We start from the raw sequence: 26096 nt of genomic DNA, 5'->3' as shown, positions 1-26096 counted from the left end.
CGCCAGAGCCGCGGCGGTCGGCTCGTTGATGATCCGCAGGACCTCCAGCCCCGCGATGCGCCCCGCGTCCTTGGTCGCCTGGCGCTGGGCGTCGTTGAAGTACGCCGGCACCGTGATGACCGCCTCGGTCACCTTCTCGCCGAGATACTTCGCCGCGTCGGCGACGAGCTTCCTCAGCACGAGAGCCGAGACCTCCTCCGGCGCGTACTGCTTGTCGCCGACCTGGAAGCGTACGGCTCCGTCGGGCCCCTCCACCACGTCGAAGGAGACCGCGTGGAGCTCGCTCTCGACCTCGTCGTAGCGGCGGCCGATGAAGCGCTTGGCGGAGTAGATCGTTCCTTTCGGGTTGAGGATGGCCTGCCGGCGGGCCAGCAGGCCCACCAGCCGCTCGCCCTGGTCGGTGAACGCGACCACCGACGGCGTCGTCCGGAAGCCCTCCGCGTTGGGAATCACCGTGGGGTGACCGTCCTCCGTGGCGGCGATCACCGAGTTGGTCGTACCGAGATCGATGCCGACTGCTTTCGCCATGGCGAGCTCCCCCTAGCCGGTTGTTTTTCCGATCTGGCCGAGTAGTGTCTGGGCCTTGGGCACGTTCTCGGAATCGACGAGGACCTCGTACTTGTCGGCGACCAGGCCGCTCTCCGAGACGAAGTCCCGCCGTCCGCCGTGCACCGAGTGCGCGATCAGGCCGTAGATCGCTCCGGCGATCGCTCCCCAGATCAGCCCCCACAGCACGACGGCGAGCGTCATTCTGGGGGAGAAGATCCCCAGGAACAGGCCGATGAGCACGCCGAACCAGGCGCCGGACGCGGCGCCCAACCCGACCGCGCGCAGGTAGGTCATGCGCGAGACCACTTGCTCCACCGAGCGCAGCCCCACGCCTACGATCAGCGTTCCCTGTACGGGGAATCCATGGTCGGACAGGAAGTCGACGGCCTTCTCGGCCTCTTGATATGTCGGGTAACTGGCGACCGGCACCCGGTTCGCCGTGATGGGACCATGTGGTGCTAGGGACACGGCTCCTCCTTGTTTCAGGCGCGATACCTCTGCGTACGCTTCCGAGGCTTCTCCGGGTTTCCGTGCGCCACATCCCCCAGGCGTGTAGTCATCAGGCTTCTGCCGTACCGGACGGGTGGGGGTCGGTTTTCCCCTGTGTCACCACCAGGCGGACGAGCTCGATGCGGGAGTTGATCTGCAGCTTGCGGTAGACGTGCCGCAGGTGGAAGGCCACCGTGTGCACGCTGATGAAGGTCTGCTCGGCGATCTGCCGGTTCGTCCATCCGTCGGTGACGAGCAGCGAGATGTTGCGCTCGGTCTCGGTGAGGCTCTCCCAGCCGGTGACCGGCCGTTGGGCGTAGCTCCAGTGGCGGTGGCGTACGCCCATGCCGCGCAGCCTCCGGCGGACGCGTGCCGAGTCCCTGGCGGATCCGATGTCCTGGTAGATCGCGAGCGCGCGATCCAGGTGGCCGGCCGCGTCGTCGTGCCGCCCGGCCGCGACGAGCAGCACGCCGAGGTCCTCCGCGGCGGAGGCCCGAGCCCATAGGTCGTCCGTCTGCTCGGCGGCCCGGGCGAGGGCCTCGCAGTCATCGTCGAGCAGGCCCCGGGCGTGCGCGGCCGAGGTGACCAGCACGGCGAACTCCGGGTTGGCCCGGCTGAGCGCCTCCGCGGTGGCCACGACGACCTCGGCCGCCGGGCGGTCGTCCGTGGCGAGGGCGATGCGGACCATCCACGCGCCCGCCGAAGGCTCCATGGTGAGCATCGAGCGCTGCCGCCCGAGTGGGCCGGGAAGCCCCGCGAGCAGCGTCATCGCGCTCAGCGGGCCGTCTCGCACCTCCGCGACCTGGGCGGTCAGCAGGGCGTGCCGCGTCTGCCCGTCGAGCGGGCCACCGGCCCCCTCCATGACGTACCGGGTCGCCGCGCGCAGGTCGCCGCGCCGCAGCGCGACGGTGGCGAGGACGGCGTTGGCCCCCATGACCGACAGCGGCGTGCCCAAGGCGGTGGCCAGGTCAAGGGCCCGCTCCGCCTCGGTGACTGCGCTGTCGAACCGGCCCGCGGCGAGCTCGGCTCGGGCCTCCAGCGCCGAGACGTCCGCGAGCCAGGCCAGATGGCCGTGGGCGGACATGTCCGTACGAGCCTCCCGGAGGATCGCCAGCGCCTCGTCGAGGCGGTGAATGTCCATGAGCATCGCGGCGGAGACGAGCAGCGAGTCGTAGCGGTGCACTCCTGACTCGTCCGTGCCGGCCAGCCGCCGGGCGTCCTCGGCGAACGCCAGCGCGGCGGAGAGTCGCCCCTCCTCCCACTCGGTCACCGCCAGCGCGACCAGGGCCGCGACCGTGGCCCCCGGACCGTGCCGAGCGGCCCCTTCGATGATCTCGTGCGCGTACGCCCGCACCGACCTGCCGGAATCCGGCCGGTGTGCCAGGGCGTACAGCCGGACCAGGATCGCCCGATCGCGTACCTGGCCGGGCAGGTCCGGCACGGCCAGCACCGTCTCGGCCTCCTGCAATGCCTCCTCGATCTTGCCGGTCAGATACAGGATGTCCGAGAGGACGCCCCGCAGTTCCACTACGCCGTCCACCGAACCGCTGTCGGCGAGGCCCTCCCTGACCAGTTGCTCGGCCTCCTGCAGCCGGCCCTCGGCGATCGCCGTGTCCAGGAAGGCCACGACGTGGCCGAGGCTGGAGCCGGCCGGTGGCCGGCTCGCCGGTCGGGCACGTGTGCGGACGCCGTGCTGGTCCAGCAGCGCGTGCCGGAGCGGCTGCGGGACCCGCGTGGCGACCACGAGCCTGACCAGCTCGTGGCGGAAGGTGAGACCGTGCGCGTCGGCGGTCAGGATGCCCGCCGCCATGGACTCCTCGATCAGGGGAAGCAGCGCGGCCGGTGTGGTGCCCAGCAGGGACGCGGCCTGTTCCGGCGAGAACGACCGGCCGAGCACGGCGACGGTCTCCACCAGGTTCCTGGCACCGGTGCTGAGGGTGTCGATCCAGCGGCGCACGACCATCCGCAGCCGGAGGGGAACATGCGCGTACGGCAGGCCGGCGCCGTCGATCACGGCGCCCAGCAGCCCTTCGTCCCGGAGTCCGGCGAGGAGTTCGTTGATCAGCAGCGGATTGCCGCCGGCGGCGCCCACCACCCAGGCCAGCGTCGCCGGGTCGGGCGGCACCCCGAGCGCCTCCGTCATCAGCCCGGCGGCCGCCTCCGGGGAGAGCGGCTCGAGTTCGACCCTGGCGGCCCCTTCCCGCTCCAGGAGGTCGAACAGGAAAGCGGCCCGGCCGTGCTCCAGGACGGTCGAGCGGCTCAGCAGCCAGCCGATGGGCCGGGGCGCGAGTACGTGGTGGAGGGCGCGCAGCACCATGAGCGTCATCGGGTCGGCCCCATGCAGATCGTCGAGCACGGCCAGCATCGGTTGGGCGGCCCGTTCCTCGAAGCCCGCCCTCAGCCGTTCGAGGGTCCGCGTGCGGGAGGCGCCCGCATCATCGCCGGCGGCCGGCTCGAAGCGCAGATCGAGAGCCTGGAACAGCATGCCGCACGGGATCAGCTCGCCCATGTCCTCCGGGCCGCCGCGGACCACGGTGATGTGGCGCTCGCGCGCGGCGGCGGCGGCTTCGGCGAGCAGTCGCGTCCGGCCGGCTCCTGGCTCGCCGTCCACCAGCAGGGTCCCGCCGGCGCCTCCTTCGACCGTGCGCAGCAGGCTGTCGACATCGTGCCATTCCCGTTCCCGCTCCCACATCTCGTATCCCCCAAATGCATCGTTTTCCGGACAGAGGCCCATGAAGCCCATTCCAGGGGAGATCTTTCGGACGCGGCACGGATCCTCCGTGTGGTGGATCAATCAGGCAGGCAGCCTTCCACTCCACCGTCCGCCCCTCTGTTGAAAGCCGACAGCCGCTGCGCCGGGGTTCCGTGGTCGCTCTCCTTCGTCCACGGCGTTTTGTCGCCCAGCCGGTCGAAGGCGGCCACCAGTTCGTCGACGTCACCTTCTTCGAACTCCAGGGCCCCGTTCTCGGCGGCGCCGAACAGCGCCGCACCCGCCAGGCAGTCCGCCTGCAGTTCCCGGCCGCGCCACACGAGCGAGGGATCGAGCCGCGCCTGGATGGCGTGCCCCCACTCGTGCGCGATGACCAGATACACCCACGCGTCGCCAGAGCGGTAGCCGCTCTTCAGGAGATCGATGTCCCAGGTGATGTAGTCCCGGGGCCGGCAATAGAACGCGTTGTTGTACGAGACGCGTTTGTGCCGCCTCGCCGGGGCTACCGGTCGCCACGACGACGACAGTGGAAAGGGCGGCGAGGAGCAGGGAGGTTGATAAACGTCGCATGGGGGGCTTCTCCGCGCACGTCGGCATCACCGCCCTGCTGTCCGGGCTGGTCGTCAGCCCACCGGTGGCGGCGCAGGCTCCGAGCACGTACGCCAACCCGGTGTCAGCGGACACTTCTGCGGCAACTGGACAAGGGCTCCGGCGCTGACCAGTATGGGAGCCGGATCCGGCGATCGGGTTCACGCATGCCAGGGAGCAGCGCAAGCGGGCCCCTCTTGAGCGCCTTGGGGTTGGCGAGTGGACGAGCTGTTCGGACGGGACGAGGAATGCGATCGGCTGACGGCAGCCCTCGACGCCGCCCGGCGGGGGATGAGCGCGGTCGTCGTGCTGCGGGGCGGGCCCGGTACCGGTAAAAGCACACTGCTCGACCACCTTCAGTCCATGGCCGGCGGCGATTTCGAGATCATGCGCTTCGACGCCGTGGAATCCGAGGCCGAGCTCGGCTTCGCCGCACTGCACCGGCTGGTCAGGCCGCATCTGGCCCAGCTGCCCCAACTGCCCGAGCCGCAGCGCGACGCGCTCCGCCAGGTCTTCGGGCTTCAGGAACGGCTGAGCCCGCCCGACCGCTTCCTCGTCGCACTCGCCTCGCTCGGGCTGCTGGCCGTGCGCGCCGACGACAGGCCTTTGCTGTGCCTCGTGGACGATGCCCAGTGGCTCGACGAGGAGTCCGCCGCTGTGCTCGCCTTCGTGGCCCGCCGGCTGTATGCCGACTCGGTCGCGATGGTGTTCGCCGTACGCGGCCAGGTCGACCGCGTCGACCACCTGGCGGGGCTGCCCGAGCTGACCGTCACCAGCCTCCGCACGGATGCGGCCGGCCGGCTGCTGGAATCGGTGGTCCCCGGAGTCCTCGATCCCGACGTCCGCGGCCGGATCGTCGCCTCAACGGGAGGCAACCCCCTCGCCCTGATCGAGGCGGCCAGGGAGCTCAGTAGCGATCAGCTCAGCGGTGGGGCGCCACTGCCGGAGCCCATCCCCCTCGGACGGGCGCTGGAACAGACCTACCTGCGCGAAGCGTTGGCGCTGCCCCCGCAGACACGGACTCTGCTGCTGACCTCCGCGGCCGACCCCACGAGAGATCCGAACGTGCTGTGGCGGGCCGGTCCGGAACTGGGCTTCGACGCGACCGCCGCGGCGGCCGCCGAGGCGCGGGACCTCCTGTCGATCCGGGAGACGGTCAAGTTCCGCCATCCGCTGATCCGTTCGGCCATCTACTACGGCGCCCCGCTGGCGCAGCGTGCGAGAGTCCACGCCGCGCTGGCCATCGTCGCGGGCGAGCTCGGCGAGATCGACCTGCGTGCCTGGCACCTGGCGGCAGCTGCGACCGACCCGGACAACGTCGTGGCCGACGAACTCGAACGCGCCGCGGAGCGCACCCGCGACCGAGGTGACTGGACCGGCACGTCGACGCTTCTGGCGCGAGCGGCGTCTTTGACGTCCGGCCTGCCCACCCGGGCCCGTCGGCTCCTGGGCGCGGCGCAGGCCAGTGCCGTGGCGGGCTCACCAGGGAGGGCGCAGGCACTGCTCGACGAGGCGGCCGCCTACCGTGAGGATCGGCGCTACAACGGCCTGGTACAACGCGTGCAGGCGCGGATCCACCGGCTGACGGGCGCCCCGGCGGCAGCGGCCTACGCCTTGCTGACGGCTGCCCGGGAACTGGGCCCCGACGACATCCGTCTTGCTCGCGACCTCCTCGTGGAGGCGCTCGTCCAGGCGCAGATCAGCGGCTCGCTCGCGCCGCAGGGAGCCTCGCGCCTCAACGTGGCCGAGACGGTTCGCACCCTGCCGCTGCCCGCCGGGATGCCGGCCACGACGGGCGACGTGGTGCTCGAAGCCGACACGGCGCTGCATGTCGAAGGGCTGGAGAGCGCCGGCCCGATGCTGCAACGGGCCGTCGAGGCGGTACAGCATGAGCGGGCGACGGCTCCCGAACTGTTCCAGTGGCTGGCCGCGGCCTGCTCGCACGCGACCATGCTCGGCGACGACATCGCCCTGCACAAGCTGGCCTGGCGGCTGGAAGCGGAAGCCCGGCGCCAGGGCGCCGTCATCCCGATGGCCTTGGCGCTCAGCCACACGGCCCTGTCCGAGCTGATCGCCGGACGCCTCGCGGAGTCAGAGCGCCTGTTCGACCAGCGCGCCGCGCTGGAGGAGGCCCGGGGCTCGGAGCTGTACATCGGGGCCCTGCTCGTCGCCGCTTGGCGCGGCCGGTTCGAGGAGGCCCGCGCGCTGACGGAAGCCGTCCAGGAGCACGCCACCCGCACCGGTCAGGGATATCAGCTTGTCTTCTGTGACTACGCGCGCAGCGTGGTCGAGTTGAGCCAGGGCCGGTATCACGAGGCATACCGCTGTCTGGAGGGCCAGATCGGGGACACCTGCCAGGTACAGTTCGCCCTCGTCGACATGGTTGAGGCAGCGACCCGCTGCGGCAAGCACGACGAGGCGAGGCATCTGCTGGAACGCCTGTCCCGCCTGGCCGATACGACACCTGTCCCGGGCCTGCTCGGAGACCTTGCCCGCGCTCAGGCGCTGACCACCACGGATCCCTCGGCGGCCGAAGCGCTCTACCTGCGGGCCATCAAGCATCACGAGGACGCCCGGGGGCCGTCGCGCAGGGCGCGGAGCCATCAGCTCTACGGGGAATGGCTGCGCCGGGAGCGCAGAACCAAGGAGGCCCGTTACGAACTGAGGATCGCCTACGAACTCCTCGACACCATGGGCGCTCAGGGCTACGCCGCCAGAACAGCGCAGGAGCTTTCGGCAGCCGGTGATCCGGTCCAGCCCGGCACAAGAGCGCGGAACGGCGGCAGCGACCTGACTGCCCAGGAGGCCCGTGTTGCCCGCCTGGCAGCCGGCGGAGCCACGAACGCGGAGATCGCGGCCCAGCTCTACCTCAGCGTGCACACCGTGGACTACCACCTGCGGAAGGTGTTCCGGAAGCTCGATGTCCACTCCCGGCGTGAGTTGTCGGACCAGCGAAATCGCATCACCACGGCCTAGTGATGTGCCGCTTTTCCTGATGTACGGGTCGGCGTGGTTCCGCCCGGGCCATCAGGCTGCTTGGTGCTGGAAGGTGCGGCGATACGCCGTGGGCGTGATTCCGACGGTGTCGGGGAAGCGGGCGCGCATGTTGGTGCTGCTGCCGAGACCGCACCGGACGGCGGCTGGGTCCACGTTGTGGACGACCCGTTCTTCAGCTGACCGCCCTGACTAGTCGATGAAAACGCTCCATGCGACGGCGTTGAGGTTGTCAGCGAGGAAGATGTCGTGCCCTCCGAGGCGCTTGTCCCACGACGCCGGCATCAGCTCTGTGGCGCGAGCGACCACCGCGTCCATCCAGACCTTGAGCCGCGCCTGCCTGTTGTCGTCCGGCACGCCGGCAGCGGCCTCCCCCAGGTCCACCGTGCGCAGCGCCTCGGCCGCGGCGGCTCGCAGGTCGCGGATGTACTCGCGATTCGTCTGCACATCTTCGGGGGTGCCGAAGAGGGACATGTGGCCGGACACAACAGTCTCGAAGTCGTAGTCCAGCATTTGGTCCATGGCGTCGAAGTACGCGGGCACGTGGGCGGAGAAGAGAAGGCGGAAGAACGGCGCGTTCTTGACCGTGAAGCTGTCGATGGCCGTCAGGATCTTCTGTTCCGGGAGGTGGATGAACAGATTGCCCGCCTGGTGCCAGTCTCCTGTGTATTCGAGGATGATCCGCTCTCCATCGACATTCAGCTCGCTTTTCTTCCCCTTGAAGGTTTCGTTGGGCAGGGGCCGCCTGTCGTCCTTTGCCTCCTTGATGAACTGGGCGGTGAGTTCGTGGGAAACGATTTTCAGGCCGTCCCGTGCCAGAAAGTGAGCCGAGCCTATGTGGTCGGCGTGCGCGTGACTGTAGATGAGGTGGGTGATGGGCTTCGGGGTGACCTCCTCGATGCCCACCAGCAGCTTTTCGCCCAGGTCCAGAGGGGCGTCCACGACGACAACGCCCTTCTTGGTCACCAGGAACATGGTGTTGTCCAACCCGCTGGTGACGCCATAGGCACCACCGCCCAGCTCAGTGACAAGATAACCGGACTCCGGGATTTCCGGTCCTCGAGCGAAGTCGGGTACAGGCGCGAATTCAGTCATTGGTCAGCTCCTTTGCGAACCCGGCCCGCGGACGGGCAGACTGCGCGGAAATGACGGCTACTTGCCGAGGCAAACCCAGGTGCGCGTCCCTTCAGGGTCGCATCTCCGGCAGCTTCGGTAGCCAGGAGGGTGATGTCCTTTACCGATCCGAGGAGCTGCTCTCGGTCTCTCACCCGAACGCGTGAGAGACAGGCCGGGGCCCCACGATCGTTGCGTGCAGTCGGGAACCGTGCGCGCATCGGCCGGTGCGCGACGCCCCCGGCACTGTCGAGCTGACGTTTCTACTGTCCCGACTGAAGCTTTGGCTTGGCTCCGTAGCGCAGTCCGTCAATGAGCAGGGCGACCATGCGCTCGGTATGGGCGAGGTCCGTAGCGGCCGGCCAGCACAGGTCGGCCACCGCGCGCAGGAGTTCCATGGGCTCGACGTCGCCGCGGATCTCACCAGCGGCGGCCGCGGCGGCGAGCAGCGATCCGAGGGCGGGCTCGAAGCGCTGCTGGAAGTAGGCGGGCAGCGGTTCGTAGGCGGGGTTGCCGGAGTGCAGGGCCGCGGCGAGTCCGCGTTTGGTCCCGATGAATGCGGTGTACCGCCGCAGCCAGCGGGTGAGGGCCTCGAGCGGCTCGTGCTCTGCGGCCAGGGCGGCCGCGGTGTTGGCGCAGGCATCGACTTCGTGCCGGAAGACGGCACCGATCAGGTCGGAGCGTTCCGGGAAATGGCGGTAGAAGGTGGCGAGTCCGACTCCGGCCTTGGCGGCGATCTCGCGTACCGGGGCGTCCACGCCCGCCGTGGCGAAGACCTCCCGGGCCGCGTCGAGCAGCGCGTCGATGTTGCGCTGAGCGTCGGCGCGTACGCGACGTGTCCGGTCAGGTGTGGCCGCGCCCACTGAAGACCTCCAGTTGCATAAGTGAGAAGGCGTTCCGTATAGTGGCTAAGTGATAAGCCGTTCCGGTTATCTCATGATACGCCGCCAGAGGAGAGCCATGCACTACCGCACGCTGGGCCGCACCGGCATTCAGGTCAGCCCTTACTGCCTGGGCGCGATGATGTTCGGAGCCATCGGCAACCCGGATCACGAAGACTCCATCCGCATCATCCACAAGGCCCTGGACGCCGGCATCAACTTCATCGACACGGCCGACATGTACTCCCGCGGCGAGTCCGAGGAGATCGTCGGCAAGGCGCTCAAGGGCCGCCGTGACGACGTCGTACTCGCCACGAAGGTGTGGGGACCGATGGGCGACGTCCCGAACCGGCGCGGCAACTCGCGGCGCTGGATCATCGCCGAGGTCGAGCACTCGCTGCGCCGCCTGCAGACCGACCACATCGACCTCTACCAGGTCCACCGCCCCGACCCGACGACCGACGTCGAAGAGACGCTGTCCGCGCTGACCGACCTCGTGCGCAGCGGTAAGGTCCGCGCGATCGGATCGTCGTGCTTCCCCGCCTCCGACATCGTCGAAGCGCAGTGGGCCGCCGAGCGCCGCGGCCTCGAGAGGTTCCGTACCGAGCAGCCGACCTACTCGATCCTCAACCGCGGCATCGAGCGCGAGATCCTGCCCGTCACCGAACGCTACGGAATGGGAACGCTCGTCTGGAGCCCGCTGGCCCAGGGCATGCTCACCGGACGCTTCCGCAAGGGTCAGCAGGCCGACACCCACCGCGCCAAGTACGGCTTCAAGCACTACAGCGACGAACGCCGCCTCGAGGTCGTCGAGCAACTCATCCCGCTCGCCGAACAAGCCGGAATGAAGCTGACCCACCTCGCGATGGCGTTCGCGATCGCCCACCCCGGCGTCACCTCGGCCATCATCGGGCCGCGCACCATGGCACAACTCGACGACCTACTCGCCGGCGCTGACCTCACCCTCGACGACAAGATCCTCGACGATATCGACACGATCGTCGCGCCCGGCACCGACGTCGGCCGGCTCGACATGACCTACGCCCCACCCGCGCTCGAGCGCGCCACGCTGCGCCGACGGCCGGTCGACGAGCGCACCGCCGCCTGACAAAGACGACGACGGGATTCGTAGCTGCTGTCTGCACCCGCATGCCGGACGCGGGTATGAGAGGGGGCAGTTCGACCACGTGGCGAACTTCCGGGCGGCCGGCCTACCCGCCTTCCGGGTCAGCGGCGTGTGGTGACGCGGTACTGCGCGAACAGCCCAAGGGCTGCTACGACGAGGATGGCGACACCGTAGCCGAGGACGGTCCCCAGCAGACCGGCCGGAGCGATCAGGAGTCCCGCGATGATCGACGGCACTCCGAAGCTCAGGTAGGCGACCAGGTAGATGGAGGCGAAGAGTCCTGCCCTCTGGTGGGGCTGTACGAGCGGGGCGATGCTCCGGACAGCGCCGGAGAAGGAGGCGCCGAAGCCCACGCCGCCGATGATGCCTCCCACCCACAGCAGGGAGAGCGTTCCAGCGGCGACACCGGCCTCGATCACCGCGGTTCCCAGCAGCACACCCGCTGTGCCCACGAAGATGGTGCGGCGTACCGTCAGACGACCGAGGAACAGGCCGGCCACGGCGGCCGCCGCGGGCTCGACGAACGCCGTGGCACCGTTCAGGAGTCCACTGTGCAGGCCCAGCAGGTCCCGGATGATGGTGGGCACGAGCCCCATGAAGAGCCCGGCCAGCATCCACGCGGCCAGGTGAACGGGAATTCCCGCCAGGAACTCCCGACGTACGGCCGGGGGGACCGAGACGCGCGGAATCAGGGCGCGTGCCGCCCCGGGCCGCGCGGAAACGGTCTCCGCCGAGAACGCGGCGACACCCGTACCGACGGCCATGATCACCGCGAGGGCCGTGAACACGATCAGAGTCGCGTGGCTGCTGAACTGGACCGCAGCGCCGGTCAGCAGGGCTCCCAGGCCCAGCCCGCCCGCCGGAGCGACGCTGGTGATGATGGTGCCCAGTTTCTTGTGGCGTTCCGGGGCATGTTCCACGACCGAGGCCGAGAAGGCGCTCGTGGCCACACCGGTGGCGATGCCCTGGATGGTGCGGGCTGCGATGACCCAGCCGATGTCCGGAGCGAAGACGAACATGAGCATCGCCCCGAGCTCCACCAGAAGCGACCCGACCAGGACAGGCCGGCGTCCGATGTAGTCGGACAGCGACCCGGCGACCAGCAGAGCCGCCAGCAGGCCGAGCGCATAGGAGGCGAAGGCAACCGTCAGCACCCAGGCGGGGAAGTGCCACTGCTGCTCGAAGACGACCAGCAGCGGCGTGGGCGCGCCTGCGGCCAGATAGAGCGCTGCGAAGACTGCCGCCGACCCGGCGAACGCCGCGCGAGAAGGAAGCAGCCTGCGGGACCGGCTGGACTCAGAAGCCACGAGCCCAGGGCTGCGGTCATGTCTTGATCGGGTGATGGACACCTCAGAGGCCCCCTAAAGCCCAAAGTTTGTGCGTTAGCGCTGCCACTATAAACTCGAGGAAGGCTTAATGCCAAGTTCTGTGCGTTATAGTGGATGCATGGTTGCAGAATCCCGCCCGCGGCGGCGTACCGGCGGCCGCAGCGCCGTGGTGCTGACGTCCATCAGGAAGGCCGTCGAGGAGCTGATCGCCGAACGGGGCAGCGAAGGCGTCACCATCCCCATGGTCGCGGAGCGTGCGAGAGTGAATCACTCGAGCATCTACCGACGGTGGGGCGACGCGCGGACCATGATCAACGATCTGGCGACCTACCGGCTCGACCCGGATCGTGGCCTTCCCGACACCGGGGACCTGCGTGCCGACCTCACCGCATGGACACAGGAGCTGATCAGCCACTACAGCATCCCGGTGAACGCCGCCCTCCTGCGAGGCGGGGCCGCCGCCGCCGGTGAGAGCGAGTCGGACTGCCTGCGCGACCGGCAGGCAGAAGCAGCCGGCTTCGCCGCCCGGCCCGGTAGCACCTTCACCGGCGATGAGGTCATCGACCGGGTAGTGGCCCCCATCATCTATAGGGCCATCTTCCTGCCCTGGACGCTGCCCGAGGTGGATGCGCGCACGTACGTCGACGAACTCTGCCACCGCTCCGCCTGACCCGATCGCCCCACCTCCCTACGACGGGGGTACCGGTCACCGCCTTCGCCGCGATCAGGTCGTACCCGTCCGGGCAGGACGGCTGTCGTGCCGATCTACGGCCCGGTACACCGATTGCCCAGCGCATGACGCTTCGCGCTCGTAAGTGCCCACACCAGCCTGCTGACCGCCGTCCCAGTGCCCTTCCTCGCCGGACGGCCGGAGTCCGATTGGGCCCTCCTGCTGGCCGACAAAGCAGAGCCGACAGCAAGGGCCTGGGCTGACCCGGCGGCGTGGGAGGGGGAGGCGAGCCTCGGCGGACCTCCCGCGGCTTGGGCCTTCTCGGTGACGAGGTGCCGCAGGAGGCCCATGCGCCTCTGCTCGACCGCGCACTGGCCTTGAGCGGCAGGGACCCCCGATGGAGCCGACCCGCGCACAGGGCACATGGTCATGACCCCACACCCTGCCCCGCGACCAAGTGAGGCCAGCAATCCCGCGGCCGACTGGGATGCGCGGGACGGTCTGCATGTGGCCGCCTAGCCTGCCGGTCCCCGCAGACACCCGCACAACAACGGACTCATGTACGGCTCATTCAGCGGGCCGTAGTCATGACCAGCCCGCCGTCGGCGACGATGTCCTGGCCGGTGATGTTGGAGGCTGGGGAGACAGCAACCGACGTGGGTGATGTCCTCACCGGCTCACCGAGCGCACTCGGATTCCGTCGGGAGCGAGGTAGCTGCCAAGTGGAGTCTCAGTCCTTGCCCAGGAGTGCGCGTACGTGCCTGACGATTTCGTCGTTGGTGTAGGCGTGACCGCCGATGCCCCACCCTCCGGGGACCGCCTCGGTCAAGGTGACCCAGGTGCGTTCGGTCAGCGAGGGATCGCCGGATGCCTTGGCCACCAGCTCGGAGATCTCCTTGACCAGGCCGAGTTGCTGCTCCCGGTTGAGGGCATCGGCGTTGGTGGTCACGGTGACGCGGACGTGATCGGTGCCGCCGCCAGCGGTGGAAAAGGAATCCGCGTCCAGCTCGTGGACGAATGCGGCCGTATTGTCGGTGAAGAACGGAATGACGGGCACCTTTTCCCAGCGCATGACAGCCTGAGCGAGTTCCTGCGCCAGCCCCTTGCGGTCCTTGATGACTCCCCGGGCGACGTACACGTCGATCATGGGCATGAGAAAGATCCTCGCTCTGGTGAGTGCGTGCCGGTCTTGGCTCCGCAGGCGGGCGGTGCTGCGATCATGGCCGCCGTGGACGGCAACCGACATCACGCGACGTACGTAGTCCTGTCGAATTGACACGTAGGGGGCCTGGGCCGCGAGCACAGCGGGCAAGCTGTCGTTGAGGCCCGGCCGCGTGTTCGGCGCTGTCAGCTTCACGGCCTCGCGCGGACGGAAGCCGAGCCGCCAGGGGCCGATCTCACCCCGATCAACGATCACCGACCGCCGATCACCAGCCATTACGTAGTCATGTGCTGAGCACCACTACGGCCCCCACGTGATGAGGTGCCGCACCGCGGGCGTCAGACTGAGAGGGGAGGCGGCGCTTGGGTTGGGGCTGCGCACGCCCGTACAGGGAAACCGTGGAACGGGGTGTCCGATGGAAATCGAAGGGTCAGTCGCGTTGGTGACCGGCGCGAACCGGGGAATCGGCCGGGCGTTCACGCGCGCTCTGCTGGCACGGGGCGCCGCCAAGGTGTATGCGGGCGTTCGCCGGCCCGAGGATTTCCAAGAGCCCGGACTGGAACCACTGCGCCTGGACGTCACCGCCCCGGACCAGATCGCGGCCGCGGCGATGGCGGCGTCCGACGCGACCATCGTGATCAACAACGCCGGCATCCTGGCCGGGCCGGGCCTGCTGGAGGGCTCTATGGAGGGCGCGCGGCAGGAGCTGGAGGTGAACTATCTGGGCACCTGGGCGGTCTCGCGGGCTTTCGCGCCCGTCCTCGCCGCCAACGGTGGCGGAGTCCTGGTGAACATGCTGTCGGTGGCCTCTTGGCGGGCGAACAGCCGGTTCCCCAGTTACGCGGCGTCGAAGGCTGCCCAATGGTCGCTCACCAACGCGCTGCGCGTGGGACTGCGTGAGCAGGGGACGCTGGTCGTCGGTGTGCATGTGGGCTATGTGGACACTGATGCCGCCGCGGCGGTCGACGCTCCGAAGGTGGAGGCTGCGGAAGTGGCGGCACAGACCATGGACGCGATCAGCCGCGATGAGCAGGAGGTACTCGTCGACGAGACGGCCCGACGGGTGCGCGCCGCACTGTCCGGCCCCCTCGAACTCCTCTACCCGACCGCGTGAACGAGATGGCGAGGGAGCGGAGCAACGGTGAGGGCAGAGTGATGACCACGAACACTCACGCCGTTCTTCGTCGGCGCTCACTGCAAGGAGGCGAGTTCTATGCTCGCAATTCACCTCACCCAATTCGGGGAGCCTGAGCAGAGCCTGAAGGGGCCGGTACGGTCCTGGCCGTCGGACCGGACGTCGCCCACATCGGCCCCGGCGACACGGTCCTGCTTCCTTTCGGCACCTACGCCTGGTCCGGCCAGGTCCTGTCGGAGGCCGCGAAGCTGACCGTCGTGGACAAGTCCATCAGCCTTGACCAGGCGGCGATGCTCAGCATCAATCCCGTCACCGGAGGTCTTCTGGTGGAGTCGCGTGACCTTCCGGCCGGCTCTTGGGTGGTGCAGAACGCGGCGAACAGTGGGGTGGGCCGGTCCGTTATCGCCTTCGCCAAGGAGCGCGGGCTTCGCACGATCAACATCGTCCGCCGGGAGGAGCTCGTCACCGACCTTGAGGAACTGGGCGCCGACATCGTGCTGATCGGCTCCCCAGACGTGGCGGCGCGCGTGCGCGCGATCATCGGCAACTCTCCGGTGCTGCTGGGGCTGGACGGCGTCAGCGGAAAGGCCACCTCGCTACTGCTGGACGTGCTGACCGAAGGCGCCCTGCTGGTGATCTACGGCTACATGAGCGGAGAGCCCTTCACTCCCGACCGGAACGTGCTGAAGGCGAAGAACATCACCACAACGGAGTTCTGGATGTACCAGGACGAGTACCTGCCCCGTCATCCGGCCCTGGGCGCGGAGTCCGCGCGGCTGGTCGCCGAGGGAAAGCTCACGTTGCCCTCCGCCCCCATCTACAAGGCCAAGGACTTCGCTGAGGCCCTCGCCTACCTGCGGAAGAACGGCAAGGTCCTCCTGAACTTCAACCCTGACCGCGGGTAGGCGTCGTTACGGCGCAGCACCGAAGCGGCAGGCGGGTGGCCGCATGCCAGCGTCCGGGCCCCCACAGGTGTCCTACGGGGGCTCCAGGTGAGGCAGGTGGGGGGTCAGTGAGAGGTGGTGGGGCCGACGGGGAGGTCTCCGCGTAGGGTGATGCGGTGCATGACGCGGTGGGCGGTGCCGTAGTCGCGGTTGGCGTAGTGAGCGGTGCTGCGGTTGTCCCACATGGCGATGTCGCCGAGGCTCCAGCGATGGCGAATGATGTGCTCGGGCTTGGTGAGGTGGGCGTAGAGGAGGTCCAGGATGCCGCGGCTCTCCGCCTCGGAGACGCCGACGATGTGCGAGGTGAAGCCCGGGTTGACGAAGATGCCCTTGCGGCCGGTCTCCGGGTGCACGCGGACGACGGGGTGCTCCACCGGGTCCAGCCGGGTGACGACGTCGCCGTCCCAGACACTGCCCTTGCCGCCGCGGCGCTGGGCCAGGTAATAGCCGAACTCCCGGTTGCCGTCGTGCACGGCGGTGAGCTGGTCGGCCAGCTCGCGTACCGGACTGGACAGGGAGTCGTAGGCGAGCTGGCTGTCGGCCCAGCTCGTGTCGCCGCCGGTCGGGGGCAGGATGACGGCGCGCAGGATCGAGCCGAGCGGCGGGCGGGGCATGAAGGTGACGTCGGTGTGCCAGACGTCGGCGAAGCCGTTGTCGGCGCTGTCGAGCGCGTAGATCTCCGGATGCGCCTCGTCCACGCCGCCGACGACCGGGTGGGAGGCCGTCAGCTCACCAAGGCGCCGGCCGAGTGCCACCTGGCCGTCGTCGTCGAGGTGCTGGCCGCGGAAGAAGAGCACCTTCTTCTCGGTGAGCGCGGCTCGTACGGCGACCAGGTCGTCGTCGTGGGCGTCGGCCAGGTCGAGCCCTTCGACCTGGGCGCCGAAGTGCGGTCCGAGCGGGTTCAGGGTGAGCTGGGCAGCGGTTCGGGTGGACATGTGAATCACTTTCCTCTGAGGGCGGCGGCGGTGCGCACGGCCTGGCTGACCGTGGCGCGCAGAGCGGCGTATTCGGGCAGGGCGCGGAGCTCGTCGGGCTCCAGACCGGTACGGGGCAGCGGGATGTCGAGGTCGAGCGCGATCCGGCCCGGTCTCCTGGTGAGCACCACGACGCGGCTGCCCAGGAACACGGCCTCCTCGACGCTGTGCGTGACGAACACCGAGGTGCGGCCGGTCTCCGCGCTCACCCGGCGCAGGTCCTCCTGAAGCCGCTCGCGGGTGAGCGCGTCCAGCGCGGCGAACGGCTCGTCGAGCAGCAGGAGCGGGTTGTCGCCGGCCAGTGCCCTGGCGATGGCGACGCGTTGCTGCTGGCCCCCGGAGATCTGCCAGATCCGGCGGTGCGCGACGTCGTGCAGACCCACTCGCCGCAGGAGTTCCGGTATCTGGCGGGCGCGCTCCTCGCGGGGCACGCCCGCGTACCGCAGAGCCAGCTCGATGTTGCCGCCCACGCTCTTCCAGGGGAACAGCCGAGGTTGCTGGAAGACGATGCCGGCGCCCTTGCCGGGCACGGGCTGGTCGCCGCCGGTCCGTACGGTGCCGGAGGTGGGCTGCTCGAAACCGGCGATCAGCCGCAGCAGTGTGCTCTTGCCGCAGCCCGAGGCGCCGACGATCACGAGGAACGAGCCCTGCGGGACCTCGAGCGAGAGGGGCCCCAGGGCGGTCACGGCGTCGCGGCCCCCGCCGTACACGTGCTCGACCTCGTGCGCGTGTACGGCGGTCGCGCGGTCGAGGTCAGGAGGCGAGGACATCGGGAAGACCCTTGTTGTAGATGGCCCGTTGCACGGTGGCCAGATCGGGGACGGCGTCGATCTTCTGCTGGTCCTTGAGGAACTGCGCGGCGCCGACCAGGTTCTGCGCCAGACCGCCGACCTTGCCCGGCGTGCCCAGCCATTCGGCGGAAGCCAGGTCGGCGGGCTTGAGGAAGACTCCCTGGCTGAGCTGGTCTTTGGCGTCGTCTTGTGCCAGGTTCAGCTCGGCGCCCACGGACTGGGCCGCCGCGTCGGGGTCGTCGGCGATCAGCTGGAGGGCCTTGGCCTCGACCTTGCGCCAGGCGTCGACCGCGTCCGGGTGCGCCTCGACGAACGCGGTGGAGACCACGCCGAGATCCAGCGTGGGCTTGCCCGCCGTGGCCAGTTCGCGGCTGCTGATCAGGGTCTTGCCGGTCTTCTTCAGCTCCTTCAGGCTCGGCAGCCAGGTGTAGGCGGCGTCGATGTCACCGCGGGTCCAGGACGCCAGGATGTCCTGCGGTTCGAGGTCGATGAGGTTCACCTCCGACTCGGCCACGCCGGCCTGGCTCAGCGCGGACAGCAGGCTGTAGTGGGCGGTGGAGGCGAAGGGGGTCGCGACCTTCTTGCCGCGCAGGTCCTTCACCGACGAGACGCCACTGCCGTTCCTGGCGACGAGGGCCTCGTTGTCACCCGCCACATCCAGCACGAACGCCACCTGGTACGGGATGTTCAGCGGAGCCGACAGCCCGCGCGCGACCGGGCTCGAACCGATGGCGGCGATGTCGACGCTCTTCGCGACGAAGGCGGTGTTGATGCTGGCACCGGAGTCGAACTTGGTCCATTGGATGGTGTAGCCGGGCAGTCCCTGCTCCAGCCATTTCTTGTTCTTCACGACGAGGTCGCCGCTGGGGAACGCCTGATAGGCGATGCGGATGCTCTTGGCCTTCGCCCCGCCACCGCCTCCCGCCGACGCGGTCCCGTTGCCGCATCCGGCCAGAGCCGCGATCAGAACGAGGGAGAGCAGGAGCGTGAGACGCGGTCGTGACATGGCGCGCTTCCTTACGGGACGGTGGATGATGGTCAAGAACGACCCCTCCAGGGGATGAGCCGCTTTTCGGCGACCCGCAGGATGCCGTCGATGAGCAGGCCCGAGATGCCGATGGCGAGCAACCCCACGACCACGACGTCGGTCTGCAGGTAACGCTGGGCGTCCCTGACCATGCCGCCGATGCCCGGCACTCCGTTGACGGTCTCCGCGGCGACCACGGACGAGTACGCGATGCCGACGGCCAGCCGGACGCCGGTGAAGATCTCCGGCAGCGCGTTGGGCAACACCACGTCCTGGATGACCTGCCGGCGCGAGGCACCTAGCGCCTTGGCCGCTTCGACCAGGTCCGTCGGCGCGCCGTGTACGGCGGCGGCGGTGGCCACCGCGACCGGCGGCAGCGCCGCGATGGCCAGCAGCCACAGCTTGGGCGTCTCGTCGATGCCGAACCAGATGATGAGCAGGCTGAAGTACGCCAGCGGCGGCAGAGCCCGCACGAAGGTGACCACCGGTTCCGCCACGATGCGGATCCAGGGCACCGTGCCGAGGACGACCCCCAGGACGAGCCCGCCCACCACGCCGATCACGGAGCCGATGAGGATGCGGCGCAGGCTCACCCCCAGGTGCTCGATGAGGAGGCTGCCGCTGTAGCCGCGGATGCCGTCGTGCGTCGTGGACAGCAGCAGGAGCCGGTCCGCTACCGCTTTGGGGGCGGGGATGAAGGACGGGTTGTCGAGCGCCATGGCGACCGCCTGCCACAGGCCGAGCAGCACGAGGACGGCGAGCGTACGCACCGCGAACCGCGGGACCGCCCGTCGGCGCGACACCGGTTGGTCCGGGGATTTTCGGTACACATGTATTTCCTACCAGTTTAGAGGGGTTTAGACAAGGGACGGCCCACCGAGCATGGCGCTCAGCGGGCCGTCGAGGACTTCTGCGACCTGGTCATCGGTCGCCCCAGGGTCAGCTGCCCACCGGGTGCCAGACCGTTTTGATCTCCAGGAAACGCCTGATCCGGGAGACGCCCGGGTCGGCGTCGGTCCAGTCGTCAGGGCCCGGCCGCAGGACCCGTTTGAGGGTGGTCGCCGCGGCTTCCTCCAGGGCGGGGGCGTGATCGCCCGCGCCGGTCAGATCGAGGGCGTTGACATCGGCGTGTCCGGCCAGTGGCGGGGCCAGCTCGCTCAGGCGCCCGGTCAGGATGTTCACCACTCCCGGCGGCAGGTCCGAGGTGGCCAGGGCCTCGGCGAGCGTGACGGCGGACAGCGGGTGGTGTTCGCTAGCCACCAGCACCGCCGTGTTGCCCGCCGTGATGACCGGGGCGAGTACCGAGACCAGGCCGAGCAGCGGCGAGTCGGCGGGGGCGAGGATGCCCACCACTCCGGTCGGCTCTGGTTCGGAGTGGTTGAAGAAGGGGCCGGACACCTGATTGGCCCCGCCCAGCACTTGACCGATCTTGTCGGCCCAGCCCGCGTAGTAGACCCAGCGGTCGATGGCGGCCGACACCAGCGCCTCGGCCCTGGCTCTGCTCACGCCTTCGGCCGCGGCGCTCTCCTCGGCGAACTGGGCCCGCCGCCCCTCCATCATCTCGGCGATCCGGTAGAGGATCTGGCCCCGGTTGTAGGCGGTCCGGCCGGACCAGCCGGGAAACGCCTTGCGCGCGGCCACGACGGCGTCGCGCACGTCCTTGCGGGAGGCCAGGGCCGCGTTGGCGAGATGGAGTCCCTTGGCTGATGTCACGGGATAGGACCTGCCTGACTCCGAGCGCGGGAACGCGCCGCCGAGATAGAGCTTGTACGTCCTGCGCACCGCGACGCGCAGGGGATCGGTCTTGTCAGTCAAGGTATGCCTCCAGCCCGTGCCGTCCGCCCTCGCGGCCGTACCCGGACTCCTTGTAACCGCCGAACGGGCTGGCGGGATCGAACATGTTGAAGGTGTTGGACCAGACGACGCCGGCGCGCAGCCGGCTCGCGGTCCACAGCATGCGGGAGCCCTTCTCCGTCCACACCCCGGCGGACAGCCCGTACGGGGTGTTGTTCGCCTTGGCCACGGCCTCCTCCGGGGTACGGAAGGTGAGCACCGACAGCACCGGGCCGAAGATCTCCTCGCGAGCGATCCGGTGCGCCTGCGTGACGCCGGTGAACACCGTGGGCGGGAACCAGTAGCCGCGCTCCGGGATCGGGCACGCGGGCGACCAGCCGCTCGCGCCCTCCGCCTCCCCGGCGGCGGCCAGCTCGCGGATCCGGTCGAGTTGGGCGGCCGAGTTGATCGCCCCGATGTCGGTGTTCTTGTCCAGCGGATCGCCCAGCCGCAGCCGGCTGATCCTGGTACGCAGCTTCGCCAGGAGCTCTTCCGCGATCGACTCCTGCACGAGCAGCCGTGATCCCGCGCAGCACACGTGGCCCTGGTTGAAGAAGATGCCCGAGACGATCCCCTCCACGGCCTGGTCCATCGCGGCGTCGTCGTAGACGATGTTCGCGCCCTTGCCGCCCAGCTCCAGCGTGAGCCGCCGGCCCGTGCCGGCCACGGCGCGGGCGATCTCCCTGCCCACCTCGGTCGAGCCGGTGAAGGCCACCTTGTCCGCGTCCGGGTGCGCCACCACGGCCCGGCCGGTGCCGCCCGCGCCGGTGAGGATGTTCACCACGCCGGGGGGCAGCTCGGCCTCCTGACAGATCTCGGCGAACGCCAGGGCGGTCAGCGGGGTGGTCTCCGCGGGCTTGAGCACCACCGTGTTGCCGGTGGCCAGCGCGGGGGCGATCTTCCAGGCGAGCATCAAGAGCGGGAAGTTCCAGGGGATGACCTGCGCGGCCACGCCCACCGGGCGCGGGGAGGGACCGAACCCGGCGTGCGCCAGCTTGTCGGCCCAGCCCGCGTGGTAGATGAAGTGCGCCGCGGCCAGGGGCACGTCCACGTCCCTGGTCTCCTTGATCGGCTTGCCGTTGTCCAGTGACTCCAGCACGGCCAGCTCGCGGGCGCGCTCCTGGATGATGCGCGCGATCCTGAACAGGTACTTGCCGCGCTCGGCGCCCGGCAGCGGCGACCACACCCGTTCGAAGGCCCGCCGCGCGGCGGTGAAGGCGCGGTCCACGTCGGCCTCCCCCGCTGCGGCCACCTCGGCCAGCGGCTCCTCGTCGGCCGGGTTGATCGTGACGATCCGCTCGTCGCTCTTGGCCTCGACGAACTCACCGTCGATGAACAGGTCGTACGACGGCCGGATCGACACGATCGATCGTGACTCCGGCGCGGGCGCGTACTCGAACATCGGAGACCCCTCAGTCGATCGTGTAGTAGTCGGGCCCGGCGTAGTGTCCGGTGGTCAGCTTGGCGCGCTGCATGAGCAGGTCGTTCAGCAGCGTCGAGGCGCCGAGCCGGAACCAGGCCGGATCCAGCCAGCCGTCCCCGGCCACCTCCTTGACCATCACCAGGTAACGCATCGCGTCCTTGGTGGTGCGGATGCCGCCCGCCGGTTTCACGCCGGCCCGCCGCCCGGTGGCGAGGTGGTAGTCCCTGACCGCTTCCAGCATGACCAGGGTGACCGGCAGCGTGGCGGCAGGCGCCGTCTTGCCGGTGGAGGTCTTGATGAAGTCCGCGCCGGCGTGCAGGGAGAGCCAGGACGCTCGCCGTACGTTGTCGTAGGTGGCCAGCTCGCCGGTCTCCAGGATGACCTTCAGGCGCGCCTGGCCGCAGGTCTCCTTCACCGCCGTGATCTCGTCGAAGACCTTGCGGTAGTCGCCGGAGAGGAACGCGCCCCGGTCGATGACCATGTCGATCTCGGTGGCGCCCGCGGCCACGGCCGCACCCGTGTCGGCGAGTTTCACCTCCAGAGACGTACGGCCGGCCGGGAAGCCCGTGGCGACCGAGGCCAGCTCCACCCCGCTGCCGGCCAACGCCCGGGCGGCCACCGGGACCATGTCCGGGTAGACGCAGAGCGCGGCGACGGAGGGCGCGGTGGGGTCGGCCGGGTCGGGACGCATGGCCTTGCCCGCCAGCGCGCTCACCTTGCCCGGCGTGTCGGCTCCTTCGAGCGTGGTCAGGTCGACCATCCGGATGGCCAGGTCGATCGCCGCGCGTTTGGCCGTGGTCTTGACCGAGCGGGTCGCCAGGTCTGCGGTCCGCCGGTGCACGCCGACCTCGTCGACGCCGGGCAGTTCGCGGAGCAGCGTCCGCAACGAGCCCGGAGTGGTGTCAGGCACGAGCGCCCCGCCTTTCGATGAGCATGTTGAGGATGAGGGCGACCAGCAGGATCAGGCCGGTCACCACCATCTGGAAGAAGGAGCCCAGGCCGAGCAGGTTGCACAGGTTGCGCAGCACCGACAGCAGCAGTACCGCCACGAACGTGCCGAACACCCCGCCCCGGCCACCGAACAGGTTGGTGCCGCCGAGCACCACGGCCGCGATCGCGTCCAGTTCGAGCCCGCTGAAGGCGGTGGGCTGGCCGACGGTCAGCCGGGAGGTGAGCAGGACCCCCGCCAGCGCGGCCAGCGCGCCGGACACCGCGAACACGGCGGTGATCACGGCGCGGACCGGCAGGCCGGACAGTCGCGCGGCCTCCTTGTTGCTGCCGACGGCGTAGACGTACTCGCCGAAGGTCGTGCCGCGCAGCACCAGGGCGGCGAGGATCGTGATCACGACGAACACGATCCCGATGATCGGCACGTAGCCGACGAACCCGCCGCCCAGGAGCTGAAATGCCTCCGGGGCGCCGCCGACATCCGCCGGTTTGCCGTCGGTGAGCAGGTAGGTGAGTCCGCGGATGGCCGTGAGCCCGGCCAGTGTGGTCATGAACGAGGGCAGCGACAGATAGGCGGACAACCCGCCCATGAACCCGCCGAACAACGCGCCCGCCGCGATGCTGAGCAGGATCGCCGCCACGACGGGCACGCCCGACCCCATGAGCAGGGCGACCGTCATCCCGCCGAAGGCGGCCACGCTGCCGACCGACAGGTCGATCCCCGCGGTCAGCACCACCATCGTCATGCCGATGGCGACGATGCCGGTGAGCGCGGACTGCTGCAGGAGGTTGGCGATGTTGCGCCCGGTGAGGAACTGCGGGGCCAGCAGCGTCGCGACGACGCACAGCGCCAGGAAGACCAGCAGCAGGTTGGACTTGACGATCAGGTCCATGCGGCGGCGCGACCTGGCGCCGCCCGAGTCCTTGCCGGCCACGGTCATGGCCGATCCGGTCGAGGTGGTCATGGCATCGCTCCTGTGATGACGGTGTGCGCGATGACGCTCTCCAAGCTGTCCCTCGGGTCGAACCGCGCGACGTTGCGGCCCTCGTACAGGACCTGGATCTGGTCGGTGTTGGCGGTCAGCTCATTGAGCTCGCTGCTCGCGAGCAGGACCGCCACTCCCTGGTCGGCGAGGTGGCGTACCTGCCGGTAGAGGTCGGCCTTGGCGCCGACGTCGAGGCCGCGCGTGGGCTCGTCGAGCAGCAGCAGCCGGATCCCGCCCCGGGTGATCCACTTGGCCAGCACGATCTTCTGCTGGTTGCCGCCCGACAGTTGCCCCACGAGCTGGTCGGGTCCGGCGCACTTGACGCCCAGGTCGGCCAGCGCGGGCTGGGTGAGACGCCGCCCGGCTCGGCCGGGCAGCAGCCACGGGGGCCGGCCGAGCGCCGCGATCGCCGCGTTGCGGCCCACGGAGAGACCGAGCATCAGGCCGTGCTCCTTGCGGCTCTCCGGTACGAGCGCGAGCCCCGCGCGCACCGCGGCGGCGGGACTGCCCACCCGCAGGGGACGGCCGTCCAGCCGCGCGGTGACGTGCGCCTTCAGGTCGCCGAAGAGCGCGCGCAGCAGTGTCGTACGTCCGGCGCCGCCCAGTCCGGCGAGGCCGACGATCTCGCCCCGCCGCACCTCCAGGTCGCGCACGTCGAGCAGCCCGGGCAGGTGGACCCGGTCGACGCGCAGCAGCGGCTCGCCCTCCGGCGCCCGATGGCCGCTGGGGCGCACCAGCTCTTTGGCCTCGCCGATCATCGCGGCGACCAGCTCGCCGGGGCCAGTCGAGGTCAGGTCGTAGACGCCGACCGTACGGCCGTCACGCAGTACCGTGGCGCGGTCGCCGATCTCCATCACCTCGTCCATCCGGTGCGAGATGAAGATCACCGAACGTCCCTCGGCGGTGAGCGACCGGATGACGTCGAAGACGGCGAGCAGCTCGCTCTCGCCGAGCGTGGCGGAGGGTTCGTCCATGACGATCACCCGCGCGTCGGCGGTGAGCGCCTTGGCGATGGCCGTGAGCTGCTGGGCCGCGATGGGCAGCTCCCTGACGGGGGTGGTCACCGGGAAGCGCGCGCCCACCCGGTCCAGCGCCTCGCGAGCCAGGCCCGCCCGCCGGGACCGGCGCACGAACGGGCCGTACCGCGGCGACCTGCCCAGCAGCAGGTTCTGCGCCACGGTGAGGTCGGGCAGCAGGTCAAGTTCCTGGTAGATCACGGCGATGCCGGCGGCCAGCCCCGCGTGCGGGGTGACGGGACTGAAGGGCTCCCCGTCCAGCAGGATCGTGCCCTCGTCCGGCCGGTAGGAGCCGGCGAGGATCTTCATGAGCGTGCTCTTGCCCGCGCCGTTCTCGCCCAGCAGGCAGTGCACCTCGCCGGGGCGCACGGTCAGCTCCACGCCGTCCAGGGCGACGGTGCCCGGGAAGCGCTTGACGATCCCGCTCATCCGCAGGCGCTCGGCGGTGCCCGTCATACCGCCTCCATCGTGGCCGTGTCCAGCAGGTACGTCGCGCTCTGGTCGTCGGTGATCAGCACGTTGCACACGCGACTGAGCACGGCGGCTCTGCACACCGCGTGCTTCGCCTCGCCGCTGACCAGGGCGATCGACGTGGGCGCCGCGCGCAGAACGTCCAGGGAGAGGCCGAGCGTGCGCCCGTCCAGGCCGGGATCGACGATCCGCCCCTCGGCGTCGATGAAGCGGCCGAGAACGTCGCCGACGGCACCGGCCCGCGCGAGCCTGGCGATGTCGTCGGCGTCGATCTGGCCGGAGTCCACCAGCACCGAATCGCTGCTCATGCCACCGGGGCTGAACAGGAACACGTCGGCGCGGGTGGCGAGGTCGAGCACGTCGGAGACGGCCCGGTCGCTCTCCAGCACGGCCCGGGTGCGCTCCTGCTCCAGGATCGCCGGGGCGGGCAGCAGCGTCGCGGTGCCGCCGCCGTGGTGCGCGATCAGACTGGCCATGCTGTGCGCGGTGGTCGGCCGCCGCGACCGGCTGAGCGCGCCGTTGATCTGCACCACGTTGACGCCCCTGGCCCACCCGGGCGTGAGCTCGCCGGCCAGCCGGTCGAGCGTACGTCCCCAGGAGACGCCGATCAGCCGGGGCGCTGGGCGTAGCGCTATCAGGTGATCGGCCCCGGCAGCGGCCACCCGGTCGCGCAGTTGCTCCGGATCGTTGGTCGAGCCGGCGGCCACCACGATCGCGTCGCGCAGGCCGAACCGCTCCTTGAGCGAGCGCTCCAGCAGGTGCACCCGGGATCGGGGGTGCAGCACCTCGATCCGGACGATTCCGGCCTGGCGCGCCTCGGCCAGCATCCGGCCCACCTTCCAGCGGGTGAGATGCATGCGCTGGGCGATCTGCTCCTGGGTCTCCCCGCTCTCGTAGTAGCGGATGGCGACCTGGTACAGCTGGTCCTCGTAGTTCAT

General features: G+C 69.8%; 24 protein-coding genes. 6 read left to right on the top strand and 18 right to left on the bottom strand.

The window, feature by feature from the left end:
- From KLK06_RS19055 to KLK06_RS61490, 4 genes are all read right to left on the bottom strand, one after another.
- Positions 1-528: Hsp70 family protein (locus tag KLK06_RS19055; RefSeq protein WP_214636807.1), on the bottom strand; the 528-nt coding region annotated here is incomplete at its 3' end.
- A 12-nt stretch (positions 529-540) separates the two neighbouring features.
- Positions 541-1017: a general stress protein gene (locus KLK06_RS19050; protein ID WP_214636806.1), complete on the bottom strand. Its 477-nt coding sequence runs from the start codon at positions 1015-1017 to the stop codon at positions 541-543.
- Between the two features lie 91 nt (positions 1018-1108).
- The gene (locus tag KLK06_RS19045) at positions 1109-3730 is read right to left on the bottom strand and encodes a LuxR family transcriptional regulator (RefSeq protein ID WP_214636805.1); all 2622 of its coding nucleotides are present in this window, start codon (positions 3728-3730) and stop codon (positions 1109-1111) included.
- 98 nt (positions 3731-3828) lie between these two features.
- Complete coding sequence (locus KLK06_RS61490; RefSeq protein WP_308168327.1) at positions 3829-4131, bottom strand: neutral zinc metallopeptidase; 303 nt, start codon at positions 4129-4131, stop codon at positions 3829-3831.
- A gap of 185 nt (positions 4132-4316) precedes the next feature.
- On the opposite strand from KLK06_RS61490, the gene KLK06_RS19035 reads away from it, so the two are divergent.
- Together KLK06_RS19035 and KLK06_RS19030 are read left to right on the top strand one after the other, a co-directional pair.
- Positions 4317-4466, top strand: coding sequence for a hypothetical protein (locus tag KLK06_RS19035; RefSeq protein ID WP_214636804.1), 150 nt, complete (start codon positions 4317-4319; stop codon positions 4464-4466).
- Positions 4467-4555: 89 nt separating this feature from the next.
- Complete coding sequence (locus tag KLK06_RS19030) at positions 4556-7312, top strand: AAA family ATPase (RefSeq protein WP_214636803.1); 2757 nt, start codon at positions 4556-4558, stop codon at positions 7310-7312.
- 210 nt (positions 7313-7522) lie between these two features.
- Here the strand turns inward: KLK06_RS19030 and KLK06_RS19025 are convergent, their stop codons facing one another.
- Entirely contained in the window at positions 7523-8425 is a 903-nt protein-coding gene (locus tag KLK06_RS19025; protein WP_214636802.1) for an MBL fold metallo-hydrolase, read from the bottom strand.
- A gap of 281 nt (positions 8426-8706) precedes the next feature.
- Complete coding sequence (locus KLK06_RS19020) at positions 8707-9306, bottom strand: TetR/AcrR family transcriptional regulator (RefSeq protein WP_214636801.1); 600 nt, start codon at positions 9304-9306, stop codon at positions 8707-8709.
- A 97-nt stretch (positions 9307-9403) separates the two neighbouring features.
- On the opposite strand from KLK06_RS19020, the gene KLK06_RS19015 reads away from it, so the two are divergent.
- A complete protein-coding gene (locus KLK06_RS19015) occupies positions 9404-10432 on the top strand; it encodes an aldo/keto reductase (RefSeq protein WP_214636800.1) in 1029 nt (342 codons plus the stop codon).
- Between the two features lie 119 nt (positions 10433-10551).
- Here the strand turns inward: KLK06_RS19015 and KLK06_RS19010 are convergent, their stop codons facing one another.
- Positions 10552-11757: an MFS transporter gene (locus tag KLK06_RS19010; protein WP_214636799.1), complete on the bottom strand. Its 1206-nt coding sequence runs from the start codon at positions 11755-11757 to the stop codon at positions 10552-10554.
- A 139-nt stretch (positions 11758-11896) separates the two neighbouring features.
- Here KLK06_RS19010 and KLK06_RS19005 point away from each other — a divergent pair, with 139 nt between their 5' ends.
- A complete protein-coding gene (locus KLK06_RS19005; protein WP_214636798.1) occupies positions 11897-12448 on the top strand; it encodes a TetR/AcrR family transcriptional regulator in 552 nt (183 codons plus the stop codon).
- Positions 12449-13178: 730 nt separating this feature from the next.
- Here the strand turns inward: KLK06_RS19005 and KLK06_RS19000 are convergent.
- Positions 13179-13601, bottom strand: a complete 423-nt coding sequence (locus KLK06_RS19000; RefSeq protein WP_214636797.1) for a hypothetical protein — start codon at positions 13599-13601, stop codon at positions 13179-13181.
- 424 nt (positions 13602-14025) lie between these two features.
- Between KLK06_RS19000 and KLK06_RS18995 the strand changes: the two genes are divergently transcribed.
- Entirely contained in the window at positions 14026-14724 is a 699-nt protein-coding gene (locus KLK06_RS18995; protein WP_214636796.1) for an SDR family oxidoreductase, read from the top strand.
- A 278-nt stretch (positions 14725-15002) separates the two neighbouring features.
- Positions 15003-15650, top strand: coding sequence for a zinc-binding dehydrogenase (locus KLK06_RS18990; protein ID WP_214636795.1), 648 nt, complete (start codon positions 15003-15005; stop codon positions 15648-15650).
- A gap of 104 nt (positions 15651-15754) precedes the next feature.
- On the opposite strand, the gene KLK06_RS18985 is transcribed toward KLK06_RS18990, so the two are convergent.
- The 10 genes from KLK06_RS18985 to KLK06_RS18940 form a co-directional block, all read right to left on the bottom strand.
- Entirely contained in the window at positions 15755-16624 is an 870-nt protein-coding gene (locus tag KLK06_RS18985) for a TauD/TfdA family dioxygenase (protein ID WP_214636794.1), read from the bottom strand.
- 5 nt (positions 16625-16629) lie between these two features.
- Entirely contained in the window at positions 16630-17433 is an 804-nt protein-coding gene (locus KLK06_RS18980; RefSeq protein WP_214636793.1) for an ABC transporter ATP-binding protein, read from the bottom strand.
- Positions 17417-18460 carry an ABC transporter substrate-binding protein gene (locus KLK06_RS18975; RefSeq protein ID WP_214636792.1) on the bottom strand — a complete coding sequence of 348 codons (1044 nt, stop codon included), beginning with the start codon at positions 18458-18460 and terminating at the stop codon, positions 17417-17419. The genes KLK06_RS18980 and KLK06_RS18975 overlap by 17 nt, the downstream gene beginning before the upstream one ends.
- A gap of 32 nt (positions 18461-18492) precedes the next feature.
- Complete coding sequence (locus tag KLK06_RS18970) at positions 18493-19284, bottom strand: ABC transporter permease (RefSeq protein ID WP_308168326.1); 792 nt, start codon at positions 19282-19284, stop codon at positions 18493-18495.
- A 136-nt stretch (positions 19285-19420) separates the two neighbouring features.
- Positions 19421-20296 (bottom strand): aldehyde dehydrogenase, encoded by an 876-nt coding sequence (locus tag KLK06_RS18965; RefSeq protein ID WP_250905570.1) that lies wholly within the window; start codon positions 20294-20296, stop codon positions 19421-19423.
- The gene (locus tag KLK06_RS18960; RefSeq protein WP_214636791.1) at positions 20289-21716 is read right to left on the bottom strand and encodes an aldehyde dehydrogenase family protein; all 1428 of its coding nucleotides are present in this window, start codon (positions 21714-21716) and stop codon (positions 20289-20291) included. The genes KLK06_RS18965 and KLK06_RS18960 overlap by 8 nt, the downstream gene beginning before the upstream one ends.
- Before the next feature lie 10 nt (positions 21717-21726).
- Positions 21727-22647: a deoxyribose-phosphate aldolase gene (deoC, locus tag KLK06_RS18955; RefSeq protein WP_214636790.1), complete on the bottom strand. Its 921-nt coding sequence runs from the start codon at positions 22645-22647 to the stop codon at positions 21727-21729.
- Positions 22640-23650 (bottom strand): ABC transporter permease, encoded by a 1011-nt coding sequence (locus KLK06_RS18950; RefSeq protein WP_214636789.1) that lies wholly within the window; start codon positions 23648-23650, stop codon positions 22640-22642. Before KLK06_RS18950 ends, deoC begins: the two co-directional genes overlap by 8 nt.
- Positions 23647-25143: a sugar ABC transporter ATP-binding protein gene (locus KLK06_RS18945; protein ID WP_214636788.1), complete on the bottom strand. Its 1497-nt coding sequence runs from the start codon at positions 25141-25143 to the stop codon at positions 23647-23649. The genes KLK06_RS18950 and KLK06_RS18945 overlap by 4 nt, the downstream gene beginning before the upstream one ends.
- Positions 25140-26096 carry a sugar-binding transcriptional regulator gene (locus KLK06_RS18940; protein ID WP_214636787.1) on the bottom strand — a complete coding sequence of 319 codons (957 nt, stop codon included), beginning with the start codon at positions 26094-26096 and terminating at the stop codon, positions 25140-25142. The genes KLK06_RS18945 and KLK06_RS18940 overlap by 4 nt, the downstream gene beginning before the upstream one ends.

Origin of the sequence: Nonomuraea sp. NEAU-A123 (assembly GCF_018603905.1) — a bacterium.
Taxonomy (GTDB): domain Bacteria; phylum Actinomycetota; class Actinomycetes; order Streptosporangiales; family Streptosporangiaceae; genus Nonomuraea.
The sequence above is the reverse complement of the archived record's forward strand: the minus strand, read 5'-3'. Positions and strand labels throughout refer to the sequence as shown.

Coding starts and splice junctions, on each gene's coding strand:
- KLK06_RS19025 (WP_214636802.1), bottom strand. CDS start 8,425: ATGACTGAATTCGCGCCTGTACCCGACTTCGCTCGAGGACCGGAAATC.
- KLK06_RS18985 (WP_214636794.1), bottom strand. CDS start 16,624: ATGTCCACCCGAACCGCTGCCCAGCTCACCCTGAACCCGCTCGGACCG.
- KLK06_RS18945 (WP_214636788.1), bottom strand. CDS start 25,143: ATGACGGGCACCGCCGAGCGCCTGCGGATGAGCGGGATCGTCAAGCGC.
- KLK06_RS19015 (WP_214636800.1), top strand. CDS start 9,404: ATGCACTACCGCACGCTGGGCCGCACCGGCATTCAGGTCAGCCCTTAC.
- KLK06_RS18960 (WP_214636791.1), bottom strand. CDS start 21,716: ATGTTCGAGTACGCGCCCGCGCCGGAGTCACGATCGATCGTGTCGATC.
- KLK06_RS18995 (WP_214636796.1), top strand. CDS start 14,026: ATGGAAATCGAAGGGTCAGTCGCGTTGGTGACCGGCGCGAACCGGGGA.
- KLK06_RS19035 (WP_214636804.1), top strand. CDS start 4,317: ATGGGGGGCTTCTCCGCGCACGTCGGCATCACCGCCCTGCTGTCCGGG.
- KLK06_RS19000 (WP_214636797.1), bottom strand. CDS start 13,601: ATGCCCATGATCGACGTGTACGTCGCCCGGGGAGTCATCAAGGACCGC.
- KLK06_RS18950 (WP_214636789.1), bottom strand. CDS start 23,650: ATGACCACCTCGACCGGATCGGCCATGACCGTGGCCGGCAAGGACTCG.
- KLK06_RS18980 (WP_214636793.1), bottom strand. CDS start 17,433: ATGTCCTCGCCTCCTGACCTCGACCGCGCGACCGCCGTACACGCGCAC.
- KLK06_RS18940 (WP_214636787.1), bottom strand. CDS start 26,096: ATGAACTACGAGGACCAGCTGTACCAGGTCGCCATCCGCTACTACGAG.
- KLK06_RS19005 (WP_214636798.1), top strand. CDS start 11,897: ATGGTTGCAGAATCCCGCCCGCGGCGGCGTACCGGCGGCCGCAGCGCC.
- KLK06_RS18975 (WP_214636792.1), bottom strand. CDS start 18,460: ATGTCACGACCGCGTCTCACGCTCCTGCTCTCCCTCGTTCTGATCGCG.
- KLK06_RS19045 (WP_214636805.1), bottom strand. CDS start 3,730: ATGTGGGAGCGGGAACGGGAATGGCACGATGTCGACAGCCTGCTGCGC.